General features: G+C 60.6%; 13 protein-coding genes. 11 read left to right on the top strand and 2 right to left on the bottom strand.

What is annotated here, in order from left to right; all coding sequences use genetic code 11:
- Positions 1 to 13: 13 nt before the first annotated feature.
- On the bottom strand, positions 14 to 2,551 hold the full coding sequence (locus tag KBW81_RS10010) for an ATP-binding protein (RefSeq protein WP_254247056.1): 2,538 nt from the start codon (positions 2,549 to 2,551) through the stop codon (positions 14 to 16).
- A 217-nt stretch (positions 2,552 to 2,768) separates the two neighbouring features.
- On the bottom strand, positions 2,769 to 4,073 hold the full coding sequence (locus KBW81_RS10005) for a mechanosensitive ion channel family protein (RefSeq protein ID WP_254247055.1): 1,305 nt from the start codon (positions 4,071 to 4,073) through the stop codon (positions 2,769 to 2,771).
- Positions 4,074 to 4,643: 570 nt separating this feature from the next.
- Between KBW81_RS10005 and KBW81_RS10000 the strand changes: the two genes are divergently transcribed.
- The 11 genes from KBW81_RS10000 (at position 4,644) to KBW81_RS09950 (ending at position 16,525) form a co-directional block, all read left to right on the top strand.
- Positions 4,644 to 5,717, top strand: a complete 1,074-nt coding sequence (locus tag KBW81_RS10000; protein WP_254247054.1) for a transporter substrate-binding protein — start codon at positions 4,644 to 4,646, stop codon at positions 5,715 to 5,717.
- Entirely contained in the window at positions 5,714 to 6,313 is a 600-nt protein-coding gene (locus KBW81_RS09995) for an ANTAR domain-containing response regulator (protein WP_254247053.1), read from the top strand. Before KBW81_RS10000 ends, KBW81_RS09995 begins: the two co-directional genes overlap by 4 nt.
- Positions 6,310 to 7,194, top strand: a complete 885-nt coding sequence (locus KBW81_RS09990) for an ABC transporter permease (RefSeq protein WP_254247052.1) — start codon at positions 6,310 to 6,312, stop codon at positions 7,192 to 7,194. The genes KBW81_RS09995 and KBW81_RS09990 overlap by 4 nt, the downstream gene beginning before the upstream one ends.
- Positions 7,194 to 8,114: an ABC transporter permease gene (locus tag KBW81_RS09985; RefSeq protein WP_090189842.1), complete on the top strand. Its 921-nt coding sequence runs from the start codon at positions 7,194 to 7,196 to the stop codon at positions 8,112 to 8,114. The genes KBW81_RS09990 and KBW81_RS09985 overlap by 1 nt, the downstream gene beginning before the upstream one ends.
- A gap of 19 nt (positions 8,115 to 8,133) precedes the next feature.
- Positions 8,134 to 9,750, top strand: a complete 1,617-nt coding sequence (locus KBW81_RS09980; protein WP_254247051.1) for an ABC transporter substrate-binding protein — start codon at positions 8,134 to 8,136, stop codon at positions 9,748 to 9,750.
- Positions 9,751 to 9,754: 4 nt separating this feature from the next.
- The gene (locus KBW81_RS09975; RefSeq protein WP_090189838.1) at positions 9,755 to 10,714 is read left to right on the top strand and encodes an acetamidase/formamidase family protein; all 960 of its coding nucleotides are present in this window, start codon (positions 9,755 to 9,757) and stop codon (positions 10,712 to 10,714) included.
- Positions 10,715 to 10,746: 32 nt separating this feature from the next.
- Positions 10,747 to 12,492 (top strand): ABC transporter ATP-binding protein, encoded by a 1,746-nt coding sequence (locus tag KBW81_RS09970; protein ID WP_254249039.1) that lies wholly within the window; start codon positions 10,747 to 10,749, stop codon positions 12,490 to 12,492.
- Between the two features lie 202 nt (positions 12,493 to 12,694).
- Positions 12,695 to 13,738 (top strand): C4-dicarboxylate TRAP transporter substrate-binding protein, encoded by a 1,044-nt coding sequence (locus KBW81_RS09965; RefSeq protein ID WP_090189834.1) that lies wholly within the window; start codon positions 12,695 to 12,697, stop codon positions 13,736 to 13,738.
- Positions 13,739 to 13,809: 71 nt separating this feature from the next.
- Positions 13,810 to 14,346 (top strand): TRAP transporter small permease, encoded by a 537-nt coding sequence (locus KBW81_RS09960; protein ID WP_254247050.1) that lies wholly within the window; start codon positions 13,810 to 13,812, stop codon positions 14,344 to 14,346.
- Positions 14,346 to 15,683: a TRAP transporter large permease gene (locus KBW81_RS09955; RefSeq protein WP_254247049.1), complete on the top strand. Its 1,338-nt coding sequence runs from the start codon at positions 14,346 to 14,348 to the stop codon at positions 15,681 to 15,683. The genes KBW81_RS09960 and KBW81_RS09955 overlap by 1 nt, the downstream gene beginning before the upstream one ends.
- 32 nt (positions 15,684 to 15,715) lie before the next feature.
- Complete coding sequence (locus tag KBW81_RS09950; protein ID WP_090189826.1) at positions 15,716 to 16,525, top strand: IclR family transcriptional regulator; 810 nt, start codon at positions 15,716 to 15,718, stop codon at positions 16,523 to 16,525.
- Positions 16,526 to 16,573 lie beyond the last annotated feature (48 nt).

The following is a 16,573-nucleotide window of genomic DNA, read 5'->3' as shown; positions in this document are numbered from 1 at the left end:
ATTGAACTGCGCGTTATTCCAGCGCCTTTGCCACCGCGGCCAGCAAATCGGCCCGGCGGACAGGTTTCATCAGCCGGGTATCACCGGCTTTGACCCCATCGCAATTCATGTGCGCATCGCTCGCGTAGCCAGACATAAAGACGATGGGCAGGTCAGGCCATTTGTGCCTAATTTTCTGCGCCAAATGGGTGCCCTGCAATTTCCCCGGCATGACGATATCGGTCAAAAGCAGATCAAAGGTCGGGTCTTTGCTAAATACGGAATAGGCTTCATCGCCCGACGCGGTTTGCGTGACAAGATAACCAGCACGTTCTAGCATTGTCACAATTGCAGCGCGCACCGCGTGTTCATCTTCGGCGACAAGAATCCGTCCCAAAGATGTGCCCGCTTCCGTCTTTTCAGTTTTCGATGCTTCGGCGGACGTATCGGCCGTGTTTGCTGCAGGAAAGTACAGTTTAAATGTCGTTCCTTGGTCTGGATTAGATTCAACCTGAACCGTTCCACCAGATTGTTTCATAAAGCCAACAATCATCGACAGGCCTAGGCCCGACCCTTCACCCTGCCGCTTAGTGGTAAAAAACGGCTCAAAGATCAGGGCGAGGTTGTCTGGCGCAATGCCTTCGCCCGTATCTTTGACGGTCAACATCACATAGCGACCGGGGGCAAGTTCGCCTTGCTGGTTTTGTATATCAGAGGCGTCGATCACAACATTTGACGTTGCAATGGTGACATTGCCCGACCCCAACATCGCATCGCGCGCGTTTAGAATTAAGTTGAGCAAAGAGTTTTCAAGCGAACTCAGGTCAGCCTCTATAGGCCATAAATTCGTAGATAAAGAGGTGTCGATCACCACGCTTTTCGGCATGGTGCGGCCGATCCATGTTTGCGCATCGCGCACAACTGCGTTCAAATCTAATATAACGGGCGTTAGCCGCGCCTTGCGGGCGAAAGAAAGCATGCTTTTGGTCAATTCAGCGCCGCGCATGGTCGCCGTGATCGCATTGGTGATCAATTCGGCATGCATCGCCGGATCTGTTTCATCCATTAGCAATTCAAGGTTGCCAAGGATCACGGCAAGCAGGTTGTTGAAGTCATGTGCGACTCCGCCGGTCAGTTGGCCAATACTTTCGATCTTCTGCGCCCGATGAGAGATTTCCCGCTCTTTTTCGATCTGTTGTTGAACCTGCACCTCGCTGGTGACGTCAAGAATGATCGCCTCGATCATAACGCGATCATTTGAAAAAATTGGGCCGCCGCGAAATTCAAGCCAGCGCGTGCTGCCGTCCCGCGCCGTAATCATATAGCGGTGTGAAAAGGGCGTGGCAGTTGTGATGCTTTGCCGGACTGCGGCTAAAAATACAGGACGATCCTGAGGATCATGCGCTGTTACAAGTAGGGAATTATCGGCATAAAGCTCTTGGTCGGTATATCCCCAAAGTGACAGGCATTTGGGGCCGATGTAGATAATATTGGTGTTGTTTGGATCGGTGATGTCAATTTGAAAGACGACACCGGGTAAATTATCGGCAATCAAAGCCACACGCGCCATTGATTCAAGGTGAACGCGCTCAGCCTCTCTGATGTCGGTCACGTCGAAGTGGATTGCAATGATCCCAAGCTTCTTGCCATTGCGATCAAATTCGCCAATCCAATTCTCGTGTATATCGCGAACTCTCCCATCGGGTCTAATGATGCGATAGTCAAATATACCTTGATCATGCGTTGGTGAATTAATCTCTCGCATCGCCGCAAGGACTGTTGGGACATCGTCAGGGTAAATGGAACCAAGCCATTCGGACCGCGTGACCGACGTCGTCCCTGGGGGTAAGCCGTAAATCGACACGTATACCTCGTCGACCGTCCCCCTGTAATCTTCGAGCGCACGCTCGAACAATCCGACTTTTGTATGTTTCAGCGCAAAATGAAGGCGCTTTGCCAGGAGCGTGGCCTTTGAGACTTGGCTGGCAAAGTGTTGGGCAATAACGGTAATCAGGGTTGTCAGTGCAATGGATGTGCCGCCGATAGAAGTCGACGCCAAAACGGCCTTATGCAGACATTCCCATTTATTATCTGGGTTGAAGATAAAAGGATGTACAACAACATGGCCAATTTGAAATATAACAAAGCCGAGTGCAATATAAACGATGGCGCGGCTTGGTATCACATTTGGGTTTTTTGAAGGCACCAGACATCGGACGATAAGGCCGATGATTGGAAACATCAAAGCAAGGTTCGGCGAAAATCCGGTAGCCTGACCGTCGAACAATATCCGAAACAAAGTCCACATCGCGGCTGCAACCAAGGCACCAATTGGTCCGCCTAAATAGCCTGCGAAAATTAATGGCCCAGCTTTGATATCAAGCTCTGCATGCAAGGGCTGCATGGAAAGTCCCTGCGACGCCAAAGATGCCGCCAAAATCCCGAAGGCCGCGCCCACCATGATCTGCTGGATCCGCACCGCGCGCGTCAGGCGCTCTGACATCAGGATCGCGTATAAAAACGTCCCGGTAAAAATAAGGCCGGTTAAGCTTTGAAAGATTGAAAGGAACATGAATCCTCCACGTATTCGGGCGATCCTTGCATATTTGGTCGCCGATACGGGTTAAAAAATTAGAAAATGTGCAAGATTTATGTGATTTTTGGAATGCGTCGGCGATTTAGGCATCATTTTCGCGCGCGGCGCACCTGACCTGCGCCCTGCGGTGGGATCACATTGCGAAACGGGGGGCATTTTCAGTCCAAAGGAAGTCCGCGCCGCGCGTCCCGTGTCAAGGAAAGCCAGCGCCTTTGATTTCGACGACGCGGTGCGGATACGGGATTTCGATGTCATGCGCCTTGAGCGCGTTCCACACGGCGAATAGCACGTCGGAAGTGTATTTATTCTGGCCATCGTCGATACCTTCGACCCAGAATTCTACTGCAAAATCAATACCGCTGTCGCCAAACCCGCGCAGCTCGCAGTCGGGCGGCTCTGGGGTGTTCAGCACGCCGGGCACCTGCGCCACGGCGGCGCAGATGATGTCCGGCACGCGGTTAATGTCGGTGTCATAGCTGACGGAAAACAGCGCCTCTAGCCGGTTGTTGGACCCGGCATCGGAATAGTTCGTGACCCGCGTGACGATAAAATCCTCGTTCGGGACCACGATCCAGCGGCCGTCATATGTCTCTAGGATTGTTGCGCGGGCCATCATTTTGTGGATGCGTCCCGCTTCGCCGCCATCAAGTTCGACGTAGTCGCCGACGGTCGCCTGTCCTTCGAGCAGCAAAATCACGCCAGAGATAAAGTTGGACGCGATCTTTTGCAGGCCAAAGCCAAGGCCAACGCCGACCGCGCCGCCGATGACGGCAAGGCTGGTCAGGCTGATGCCCATGATGTTCATCAGCAGCAAGAACGCGAAGCCAAAGATTGCGAACTCTGCAGCCTTTACAATCAGTTGCCGCACGGCGGGGCGCATGGGCTGGCGGCCGATGTAGCCTGCGGTCTGGCTGTTGGACCAATGGCCGAACCAGAATAGCAATGCGCCGGCAATAAGCCCGCGGATCAGCGCGAGCGCGGAAAACTGGATGCTGCCGATGCCGACGACCGTGCCTTCGAGCAGGGTCATCACGGCGGGCAAGATGCCCAGCGCGTACAGCGCGGCGACGGGGACCAGCACATAGGTTGCCAGAAAACGCAGGAACGGCTCGGTCAGGATACGCCGCGCAAGGGCGCGCGCAGCAAGGAACAAAAACACGCGCTTACCAAAGGCGATGATCGCGCCGGACCCGAACAGCGACCGGGTGACCTGCTCGCCTGCGGCGGTCAGGACATAGGCTAGCAGCGGCAGCAGCAGGGGCAAGAACATGCGGGCAAAACGGCGGGCCGTCGCAAAGATAGAGGTATTCGCGTCCTCTGGCGTCAGCAGCGCCCGCAGGCGGGGCGCGATCATGCGGGCGAGGACCAAGGCCAGCAGATAGGCAGCGATGAGCAGGGCGAACTGTGACCAAGACGCGGGACGCAGCAGCCAGTCCTGTGCAAAAGCGACCCCTTGAGCGGCGTAATCGCGCGCTGTGTCGACATAAGTGCTGTCCATGGCCGTCCCCAAATTGCCCGCCTCTGTCATGCGATAAACAGGGCGGGTGGCGCAAGCGGCTTGCGGGCGAAGGGGGGCGGGTGGGGCCTGAATAAGGCCGCGTGCTGCACATTACGGCAAGATGCCTTCGTCAGAACCCATCGCCGTGATGGTTTTGCGGACGCTGTCCGCGCAAAGGGGGCGGCAAAAGGGGACAGTTTAGAATCAGATTCAGTCGATTTGGGTCCGTGACGGCGCAAGCTGCGGTCTTTTGCAGGCGCGCTGGCGCATTTTTCTTCGGAAAGTCTGCTCTGCCCATAATTTGCGCATCTATCCCAAAACCTGAGCATTTTCTTGGGCCGCGGGGCGAAAATCAGCCGCACCATCAACTTTTACCCATGCTGATTGACGTCAATACGCACGTTAAGCGTGTAACTGGTCGCCCGGTTTTTGAACCCCACTTGACCGCATCGCCGCCACGCGACACCTTTCTTGCAAATCCGGCTGAACGCCGATCGGCAAACGCGCCTCGACCCGACCATCAGGTTTACTGATGTCTTGGGGCGGGGCTTTTTTCGTTAGGGGCACCCTTTGAAACGCACCATTCCGCTAGGCCTGCTGTATTCTGTGACCGGCAGCTATGCCCGTATCGGTCAGGCCTGCCGCACGGGTGCGCTGAACGCGATCGCGGCCATTAACGCAGATGCGGCGCGGCAGGTGGCGTTTGATCCGCTTGACCGCGATCCGGGCGGCAATATCGACCTATATGCGCCGCTGTGCGACGATATTCTGCGGCATACCACCGCGCGGCATATCATCGGCTGCGTCACGTCATGGAGCCGCAAGGAAGTCATCCCGACGCTGGAAAAGCATGGCGGCACGCTGTGGTATGCGGTCCCTTACGAGGGGTTCGAGGCGTCCGATCACGTCGTTTACCTGCACGCCTGTCCGAACCAGCATCTGTTGCCGCTGCTGGACTGGGCGCTGCCGACCTATGGCAAGCGCGGCTTTCTGACCGGATCCAACTACATCTGGGGCTGGGAGATGAACCGCCTTGCCCGCGACACGATCCACGCCAAAGGCGGAGAGGTCTTGGGCGAGCGCTACCTGCCGCTCGGGTCCGTTGATGTCGCCCGCATGATCGAAGAAATCCGCGCCACTGCGCCGGACTTCATCCTCAATTCGCTGATCGGCCCGTCGTCCTATGCCTTCCTGCGGGCGCTGGCGGAATTGGCCGCGCGCGATCCGCGCTTTGCGCCGGACCGCTGCCCCGTGCTGTCGTGCAACATGACGGAATGCGAACTGGCCGACGTCGGGGCCGCGGCAGAAGGGCTGATCGCGGCCGGGCCGTATTTCCGCGATGGCGCAGGCTTTGGCAGCAGCCACGAGGCCGCCGCTTACCGCGCCGTCATCGCGCTGGCCGATATGCTGGAACAATCGCCAGACACCGCCAGCCTGCCGCTGTCGGCTTTGCTGGACACGCCCGCCGGGCAGCGCAGCGGCATTGACGCCAAGACGCATCACACGGCGCAGCCTGCCTTGATCGCGCAGGTGCGGGGCGGCGCATTTCAGGTCGTGCATAATGGCGGCGTGCGGGCAGGGGACCCTTATTTGACGGGGCCCGCGCCCAGCGCCAGCGTCACGCGCCTGCGGGTAATCTCGTGACCGGGCCGGTGCGCATTGCAGACCTTGGCGGCGCGCGGGCGATCATCCTGCACCGTCCCCACGCCGTCGTCACCGCCCTGACGCGGCAGCTGCAAGCGGTCGGTCTGCAGGTCACGACCTGCTGGCCAGAGCTGCCGGCAGAGGCGCTGGCCGCCGACTTTGTCTTTTTTGACGCCGACATGGGCTTTGACGACCAATTCCCTTGGGGCAAGGGCGCAGCCCCGATGCCGATGATCGCCCTGATCGGGTCCGAAGCACCCGGCCGTGTCGAATGGGCGCTGGCCACGGGGGCCAATGCGCAGGTCTTGAAACCCGTTGGCGACAGCGGCGTTTACAGCGCCCTGCTGATCGCCCGCCACGGGTTCGAGGCGCGGCGCACCTTGGCCGCAGAGGCTGCCGATCTGCGCCGCCGCTTGGGCGAACGCCAAACCGTTGTGCGCGCTGTGGTGCAGCTGATGCAGACGACCGGGTCAGAGGATGCCGCCTATGCCGCCCTGCGTGCTGCCGCGATGGACGGACGTGTCGGGCTAGAAGAGGCCGCCGCGCGCATTCTGTCGCAACCAATCCGCCCCGTTACGAAAGGCACCCCCCGATGACCGCCGCCACCACGAATACGCGCGCCGTGCCAGAGTCCGCTTGGACCCGTCTGCGCCGCCGCAAGATGGCGATGTTCGGGCTTGCGCTGGTGATCTTGATTGTCGGGGCCGCCATCCTTGCCCCGTGGATCGCGCCCTATGATCCGTTCGAGCAGAAATTCGACGGTCTGACGATGTTCGGCGAACCGCTGCCGCCCGGCGGGGCCTATGTCCTTGGCACCGACTTGCTGGGCCGCGATCTGCTAAGCCGTCTGCTTTACGGGGCCCGCACATCGCTCATCATCGGCGTCGTCGCCAATGGCATCGCGCTGGTGATCGGCACGATCATCGGGCTGACGGCGGGCTTCTTTCAAGGTTGGATCGGCGCAATCCTGATGCGCTTTACCGACCTGATGATGGCCTTTCCGGCGCTTTTGCTGGCGATCTGCCTTGCCGCGATTTTCCAACCCAGCCTGTGGATCGTGGCCTTTGTCATCGCCATGGTGAACTGGGTGCAGACGGCGCGGGTCATCTATACCGAAACCAGCGCCTTGGCTGCCCGCGACTTTATCGCAGCCGAACGCACGCTCGGTGCCAGCACCCCGCGCATCCTGTTCAAGCATATCCTGCCGCATCTGGTGCCGATGATCATCGTCTGGGGCACGCTGGGGATTTCGACGACCGTCCTGCTCGAGGCGACCTTGTCCTATCTTGGCGTTGGCGTGCAGCCCCCCACGCCCAGCTGGGGCAACATCATCTTTGAAAATCAGACCTATTTCCAATCCGCCCCTTGGCTGGTGTTCTTTCCCGGTGCTGCAATCGTTGTGCTGGCGCTGGCGTTCAATCTGGTTGGCGACGCGCTGCGCGATGTGCTTGACCCAACATTGCGAGGGTCCGACTGATGGCCGCCTATCTGATCCGCCGCCTGATCCAGTCCGCCCTGATCCTGCTGGGCGTGTCCTTTATCACCTTCTTTCTGCTGTACGTGCTGCCCGCCGATCCGGTGCGCCAGATTGCGGGGCGGTCAGCCACGCCGGAAACCGTGGCGAACATCCGCGCGCAGCTTGGCCTAGATCAGCCGTTTATCGTGCAATACGGCCGCTATCTGGCGGGGCTGTTTCATGGCGACATGGGCCGCAGCTATTTGCAGAAAACCGACGTGGCCACCTTGATCATGTCGCGTCTGCCCGCATCGCTTTTGCTGATGGTTGCTGGCATCGGGGCAGAGCTGGTGGTCGGCCTGACCATGGGCGTTGTCGCCGCGCTGTTCCGGGGCCGCGTGCTGGACAATACGCTGATGATGACCAGCTTCGTCACCGTGTCCGCGCCGCAGTTCGTGGTGGCCTTGCTGCTGCTTTACGTCTTTGCGGTGCAGCTGGGCTGGTTCCCTATCGGCGGCTACGGGACGCCAGCGCATCTGGTGCTGCCGGCTATGACCCTCGGGATCCTTGGCTCTGGCTGGTACGCCCGCATGATGCGGTCCAGCATGGTCGAAGTGCTGCGCGCCGATTTTGTCCGCACCGCCCGCGCCAAGGGTCTGACCCGGTCCCGCGTGATCCTGCGCCACGCGCTGCCCAATGCAATCCTGCCCATTATCGCAATGATCGGCATTGATATCGGCATCTTTATGGGCGGCATCGTCGTCGTCGAAGGCGTCTTTGGCTGGCCCGGCATTGGCCAACTGGCGTGGCAGGCGATCCAGCGCGTCGACATCCCAATCATCATGGGCGTCACGCTCGTATCTGCCTTTGCCATCGTGCTGGGCAACCTTTTGGCCGACCTTGTGGCCCCCCTGATCGACCCTCGTATCCGTATCCGCTAACCCAACAGGAGAGACTAAAATGAAAAAACTACTTGCCTCTACCGCATTGATTGCAGCCATCGCGCTGCCAGCGTTTGCACAGGAAACACTGGACCCGAACGCTGTGTCCGGCGGCAATATCACCGTCACCTATAAGGACGACGTCGCCACGCTGGACCCGGCGATTGGCTATGACTGGCAGAACTGGTCGATGATTAAATCGCTGTTCGACGGCCTGATGGATTACGAGCCCGGCACCACAACGCTGCGCCCCGGTCTGGCCGAAAGCTATGAGATTTCCGAAGACGGCCTGACCTTCACCTTCCACTTGCGCCCCGGCGTCAAATTCCACAACGGCCGCGACATGGTGGCCGAGGATGTGAAATACTCCCTCGACCGCGTCACGAACCCGGCCACGCAATCCCCCGGCGCAGGCTTCTTTGGTGCGATCGCTGGCTATGATGCGATCACCAGCGGCGAGGCTGACACACTGGCAGGCGTCACCGTCGTTGACCCCGCCACGGTGGAAATCAAACTGTCCCGCCCTGATGCGACCTTCCTGCACGTCATGGCGCTGAACTTTGCCTCTGTCGTGCCAAGCGAAGCTGTTGACGCCGCCAACGGCGATTTCGGCAAAATGCCCGTCGGCACGGGTGCCTTCAAGCTGGGCGACTGGACCATCGGCCAAAAGCTGGTGTTCGAAAAGAACGCCGACTACTGGCGCGCCGGTCTGCCCTATCTGGACACCGTGACGTTCGAGGTCGGCCAAGAGCCTATCGTCGCCCTGCTGCGGTTGCAAAATGGCGAAGTCGACGTGCCCGGTGACGGCATTCCGCCCGCCAAATTCCAAGAGGTGATGGGCGATCCTGCCCAAGCTGCCCGCGTGATCGAAGGCGGCCAGTTGCAGACCGGCTATATCACCCTGAACGTCACAACCCCGCCGCTGGACGACGTGAATGTGCGCAAAGCTATCAATATGGCGATCAACAAGGACCGCATCACGCAGTTGATCAACAACCGCGCCGTGCCCGCGACCCAGCCGCTGCCACCCTCGATGCCCGGTTACACCGAAGGTTACGCCGGTTACGCCTATGACGTCGAAGCGGCCAAGGCGCTGCTGGCAGAAGCAGGCTTGGCAGACGGGTTCGACACAGAGCTTTACGTGATGAACACCGACCCCAACCCACGCATTGCGCAGGCGATCCAGCAGGATCTGGCGGCGATTGGCGTGAATGCGTCGATCCAGTCCCTTGCGCAGGCCAACGTGATCGAGGCAGGCGGCGCAGGCACCGCCCCGATGATCTGGTCCGGCGGCATGGCGTGGATTGCCGACTTCCCTGACCCATCCAACTTCTTTGGCCCGATCTTGGGCTGCGCTGGCGCAGAGGAAGGCGGCTGGAATTGGTCCAAGTTCTGCAACGCAGAGATCGACGCCGAAGCAACCGCTGCCGACAGCATGATCGACCCCGCCGATCCGGCCCGCATGCAGATGTGGTCCGACGTCTACATGAAGGTCATGGAAGAGGCCCCATGGGTGCCGGTGTTCAACGAACAGCGCTACACCATGAAGTCCGAACGTATGGGCGGCGCTGATGCGCTTTACGTTGATCCGGTGTCGATCCCGGTGAACTATGACTACGTCTACGTGACGGAATAACACCATGTGCAAGGCTTGCGATTACACGATCCACGGCGCGCAGCACCACTTTGGCTGGGACAATTCACTTGCCCCAGCGCAAAGGGTGGAACCGGGCCAGACGATCCTGTTTCACTGCCACGACAGTTCGGCGGGCCAGCTTGGCCCGTCGTCCACCGTGGCCGATGTGGAAACGCTGGATTTCGGCAAGATCAATCCGGTGTCCGGCCCGATCTGGGTTGAAGGGGCTCAGCCGGGGGACGCGATAAAGGTGACCCTCGACAGTTTTGCGCCCCGTGCGCAGGACGGCAAAGGCTGGGGCTGGACTGCGAACATTCCGGGCTTTGGCCTGCTGGCGGATCAGTTCACCGACCCCGCGCTGCACATCTGGACCTATGATCCAGAAACCATGGCACCGTCGCTGTTTGGCAAAGAAGGCCGCGTGCCGTTAAAGCCCTTTGCCGGCACCATCGGCAACGCGCTGGCCGAACCCGGCCTGCATTCCGTCGTCCCGCCCCGGCGGGTAGGCGGCAATCTGGACATCCGTGATCTATCCGCTGGCACGACGCTTTATCTGCCCGTGGAAGTCGCGGGCGCTTTGTTCAGTGTCGGTGACACCCACGCCGCCCAAGGCGACGGCGAAGTTTGCGGCACCGCGATTGAAAGCCCGATGGACGTGGTCCTGACCCTTGATCTGGTGAAAGGTGCGAACCTGAAAACTCCGCGTTTCACCACGCCGGGGCCCGTCACGCGGCATCTGGACCATAAAGGGTACGAGGTCACAACCGGCATCGGCCCCGACCTGATGACCGCGTCCCGCGATGCGGTGGCGGGCATGGTCGATCACCTGTGCGCCACGCGCGGCATGGCGGCGGTGGACGCCTATATGCTGGTCAGCACCTGCGGCGATCTGCGGATATCAGAAATCGTGGATATGCCGAACTGGATCGTCAGCTTTTACTTCCCGCGTTGCGTGTTCGAATGAGCGCGGATTTGAAACCATTGACCGGGGCCGACATGGCCCCGGACACCCCCGTTTTGTCGGTGCAAGACCTGACCGTTGCCGTCCGCACGCAAGGGGGGCTCCTGCCCCTGATCCGCAACATCAGCTTTGATCTGGCAAAGGGAGAGACCTTGGCGATTGCTGGCGAAAGCGGGTCTGGCAAATCCATCACCTCGCTGGCGATTATGGGCCTGCTGCCGCCCCCTGCGGTGCGCGTCACCGGGGGATGCATTAAGCTGGGCGACCGGACACTGACCGGCATGCCAGAGCCGGAATTACGCGCCGTGCGCGGCAACCGTGTTGCAATGATCTTTCAAGAGCCGATGACCAGCCTGAACCCGGTGATGACCATCGGCACCCAATTGATAGAGGCGATCCGCGCGCACGAGCCGATCTCTCGCGCGGCCGCCCGCCGCCAAGCGCTAGAGGCGCTGAGCGCCGTGCGCCTGTCCGAACCCACCCGCCGCATGGGCCAGTTCCCGCACGAGCTGTCGGGGGGGATGCGCCAGCGCGTGATGATCGCGATGGCCTTGGCGCTGAAGCCTGACGTGTTGATCGCCGATGAACCCACGACCGCGCTTGATGTCACCGTGCAGCGCGAAGTGTTGGACCTGCTGCGCGATCTGCAAGCGTCCCACGGGACCGCGATCCTGCTGATTACCCACGACATGGGCGTCGTCGCCGAAATGGCTGACCGCGTCGTGATCATGCGCAAAGGCGTGATCGAGGAAACAGGCCGCGTGGACGATATCTTTGCCGCGCCGCAGCAGCCCTATACGCAGGCGTTGCTGGCCGCCGTGCCGCGCATGGGGCAGGGCGGCCGCGCCGTGCCGCGCCCCGATGCACCTGTGGTGGCTGAATTGCGCGATGTGCAGGTCCGGTTCGATCTGCGCGGTGGTGTGCTGAACCGCGTGACCCACCGGGTCCACGCGGTCGAAGGTGTCAGCCTTGATATCCGCGCCGGGGAAACCTTTTCCCTTGTCGGCGAATCCGGCTGCGGCAAGTCCACCATTGCCCGCGCCATTGTCGGCCTTGTGCCGCATACCGGGCTGATCCGCGTGGGCGATCAGACCGTCGGCACCATGACCGCGCAGGCCCGCAAGCGGCTGAGCGCGGCGACGCAGATCATCTTTCAGGATCCGATGGCGGCCCTTGATCCGCGCATGACCGTAGGCGATCAGATTGCTGAACCCTTGCTGATCCACGGGACGGGCGATGCCACCAGCCGCCGCGCCCGCGCCGCCGCCTTGATGGAAAAGGTCGGTCTGACGACAGCGCAGCTGGACAACTACCCGCACGAATTTTCCGGCGGCCAGCGCCAGCGGATTTGCATCGCCCGCGCGCTGGCCCTGACGCCCAAGCTGATTATCGCGGACGAAAGCGTGTCGGCGCTGGATGTGTCGGTGCAGGCGCGGGTGCTGGATTTGCTGCGTAGCCTCAAGGACGAGTTTGGCATCGCCATGCTGTTCATCAGTCACGACATGGCCGTGGTCGAGAATATCTCTGACCGGGTTGCGGTGATGCACCTTGGCCAAATCGTAGAGGTCGGCAGTCGGGCGCAGATTTTCGGCAACCCGCAACACGCCTATACGAAGCGGTTGATGGCGGCGGTGCCAATTGCCGACCCACGCGCCCAGCGCCCTGACACGCCGCGCATGTCGGGCGATATCCCCAACCCCGTCCACCCCGCCGGCGCCATCGTGGCGCGGCATCTGATGCAAGAGGTCGCCAGCGGCCACATGGTTGCTGTTCCCGGTTAAGGCAGCGTTCACTTCTCGACTTTATCGTGACCAAACCGGCCGCCCTACGGGGTGGCCGGGGCGTTTGCGATGCGGTGCGACGACCCCTAGGGCGGGCCACAATTTAGGGTAGCAAACTTCGGATATCCTCTCTTGCTTCATAAACTCAATTCCGTATAGTGGAAGTGTATTCTACTTATTGGAAGTTCTGGGAGGAGCGACGATGAAGAAGACTCTGGCTTCAGCCACGCTAGCGCTATGCATGGCAACGACCGCGCTAAGCGCGCAAACCACACTTATTCTGGGCGAGGCTGGCCCCAATCGCGGCGCACGCGCTGTGGCGACTCAGGCCTTTGCCGATGACGTGACTGCGCGCACGAATGGCGATCTGGTGATCGACATCCAGTGGGGCGGGGCGCTGTTCAAGGCTGATGCTGCACTGCAAGGCGTCAGCGACGGCGTGGCCGACCTTGGCACCATCATTGGCGTCTATTTCCCGCAGGAAATGATCGCCTATGGCATCGCCGATCTGCCGCTGCTGAACGCGGACGCTTGGGTTGGTATGCGCGCCACGGACGAGCTGATGCGCACCGATCCGATCATCGCCGCCAACTTGGCCGATCAGGATCTGGTCTATCTGGGCACCTTCACCACCTCTGCCGTGAACATCGGCTGCAAAGGCGCGGCGATCCGCACCGCAGAGGATGTGTCGGGCCTTAAAGTGCGCGGCGTGGGCGCTTATGGCGACGTCTTCCGCGATCTGGGCGCGAACATGGTCGCGATGTCGATCTATGACGCCTATCAGGGCATGGACACCGGCTTGCTGGACTGCTCGCAGGGGTATTCCTACGCCGTGGCCGCGCTGAAGCAGCAAGAGGTCATGACGAGCTACACACTGATGAACTGGGGCCAAGTTGGCGCGCTGGGCATCTTTATGAACAAGTATGCTTACGACGCCCTGACGCCCGAGCAGCAGACCGCGATGAACGACGCGGGCGTCGGCATGGCCGACACGCTGGGCGAGCTGATTACCGCTGATAATGACGCCGCCGTGCAGACGATGAAGGATGCAGGCGTCGAAGTGATCGAACTGGACGCGGCAGAGCGTGACAAACTGGTCGAGCGCGGCGCGCCTTACATCGACGCATGGGTCGAGCAGGCAACTGCTGCCGGCCTTGACGGTGCAGGCATGCTGGACAGCTACCGCGCACTGCTGGCGAAATACACCGAAGAGCGGGACGCGCAGGGCTATCCCTGGACCCGCTAATCCGGACCTTAGGGCTGCGGCGATCCTCGCCGCAGCCTGACCTATTCCAAACATAAACTTGGGGGTGGCCGATGCTGTATCGCATCGAACGGCTGTTGCTTGACCTTGCCTGCTGCGCTGTCATCGCGCTGGGCGCATTGATTACCGCCAGCGTCCTGCTGCGGGTCACGCTGAATTCGGGCATTCCCGACACCATCGTCATGGTGCGCGAATTGATGGTGGTCGCCATCGTGCTGCCACTGGCCGCCGCAACCACGGCGCGGGCGCATATCGTGGTAGAGTTCGTGTCCAATCGCCTGCCGATGCGGGCGCAGGGCATGTTGGTCATCTTTGGCGGCATGTTTGGCCTGCTGGCGCTGTCCCCGCTGCTTTATGCTGGTTGGAAGGAGACGGTGCATATGATCACAAGCGGGTCATATTATTTCGGCCAGTTGAACCTGCCAAAGTGGCCGGGCCGGGTGCTGTTTCTGATCGGCATGTCGTTCTGCTGGCTGCGCCTGCTGCTGCTGGTCATCGGCGACATCCGCACCCTGCGCGCAGGCGGCATCCCCGCCTTGTCGGAAACCACCAGCTCTACCTTTGTTGAAGACGAAAAGGACCGCGCATAATGGACGGCACCCTGATTGGCCTATGCGCCTTTGCCGCTGTGATCGGCCTTCTGGCCCTTCGCGTCCCGATTGCCTTTGCGCTGGCAGGCATCGGCACCATCGGCACCTTTGTAATTTTTGCCACCCGCACCGGCGCGTTCACCCCAGACCGGGCGGTGCGTCCGACCACGTCGCTGGTGTTTTCGAACTCCTTCGACCTGATCCATTCCTACGATCTGTCGATGATCCCGCTGTTCATCGCGCTGGGCCATATCGCCTACCGCGCGGATATCACGACGCGCATCTATGACGCCGCCCGCGTTTGGCTGGCCAAGGTGCCTGGCGGCGTGGCGATGGCCTCTGTTGTGGGCTGCGGCGGATTTTCTGCGATCACCGGATCGTCCATCGCCTGCGCATCGACCATGGGCCGCATCTGCGCGCCAGAGATGTTGCGCATGGGCTACGACAAGGGCCTTGCCACCGCATCGGTCGCCGCTGGCGGCACGCTGGGATCGCTCATTCCGCCGTCGGTGCTGTTCATCATCTATGGCATCTTTACCGAAACCTCGATCTCGTCGCTGTTCCTTGCTGGCGTACTGCCGGGCCTGTTGTCGCTGGCGGGCTTTTTGCTGGCGATCTACATCTGGGTCAAATCCAAGCCCTCTGCCGCGCCCGCCTATCAAGGCGAGATTACGATGCAGGACAAGCTGAACGCCGCCATCGGCGCATGGCCCGCTGTTGCGCTGTTCGGTCTGATCGTCGGCGGCATCTACGGCGGCTTTTTCACCGCGACAGAGGCTGCCGCGATCTGCGTCGCCGCCGCCTGTGTCATCGGTTTTGCCCAGCGCAAGCTGACATGGCGCGATCTGTGGGACAGCCTGCGCGAGACCTGCATCCAGACGTCGAGCATTTTCCTGATCGCCGCCGCTGCCAAGATTTTCGTCGCCTTCATCGCCCTGACCGGCGTGGCGTCGGATATCGTGACCTCTGTCAGCGACGCGCAGCTGTCGCCGGTCCTGCTGCTGGCCGCCATTGCGGTGATCTATCTGATCCTTGGCATGTTCCTTGACCCTATCGGGATCATGGTGCTGACCCTGCCGCTGATGGTGCCGCTGGTCGAAAGCTATGGCTTTAACCTGATCTGGTTCGGCGTGGTCGTGGTCAAGCTGCTGGAAATTGGCCTGATTACGCCGCCTGTGGGTCTGAATGTCTTTGTTATCAGCAACGTGGTGGGCAAAGCCGTGCCCATCGACAAGATTTTTGCCGGCATCTGGCGTTTTCTTGCGATCGACGTCGTCGTGTTAATCTTGTTGATGAGCTTTCCGATTATCTCGCTTCTAATCCCCAATTCGCTATAGCTGGCGGTGACATAAGATAAAGGATGCCCTCTATGGACGGTGATTTGGAAAAAGACCGACGCTTTGCAACGACATTGGCGCGGGGGCTCAGCGTCCTGCGCGCCTTTCGCCCCTCTGACGACGGGCTTGGCAACGCCGAGATTTCGGATCGCACGGGTCTGCCCAAATCAACCGTCTCTCGCCTGACCTTTACGCTGCAGTCGCTGGGGTATCTGACCCACACGCGGCGGCACGACCGCTATCGCCCCGGTCCTGCGTTGCTGGCGCTGGGGAATATGGCCAGCGCGTCACTGTCCTTTGTCGATCTGTCCGGCCCGCTGATGCAGCGGCTGGCGGATGAAACCGGCACGCTGTCGCTGCTGCTGGTGCGGGACGCGGGCAAGATGCTGATCGTCAAAACATGGCGTCCGCGCGGCGTGGCGTCTTTGTGGCTAGAGGTTGGGCACAGGCTGCCGTTTAACGGCACATCGTCTGGTCATGCGATGCTGGGGGCGCTGCCCGTCGACGGCTTTGCCCAAGCGGTGCGCGATGCGGCCGGCGACCGCGGCCTGACGCCCGATCAGGCGCATGTGAACCGCGATCTGGCGCAGAGTCAGATCCAGACCCGCGGCTATGTGATCACCGACCCGGACAGCTATTTTGCCGCCAATATTCACGCCGTCGCCGTACCCTTTCAATCGCGCGAGCTGGGCGATCCAGTGGTCTTTACCTGCGGCGCGATGCCCGAAGCCCTCTCTGTCGCGCGTATGCGCGAAGAGGTGGGGCCAAAGCTGCTGCAGACCGTGCGCGATCTGGAACGGATGATGGGCCAATCAAGCGGGATGAGCGCGCATGACCTTTAAATCCTATTCCGCATAATGGAATAGGATTTTACATGTTGAAATCTCTCG

The sequence above is a fragment of the Loktanella salsilacus genome (assembly GCF_024206795.1).
GTDB classification, from domain to species: domain Bacteria; phylum Pseudomonadota; class Alphaproteobacteria; order Rhodobacterales; family Rhodobacteraceae; genus Loktanella; species Loktanella salsilacus.
This window is presented reverse-complemented; position numbering and strand designations above follow the sequence as displayed.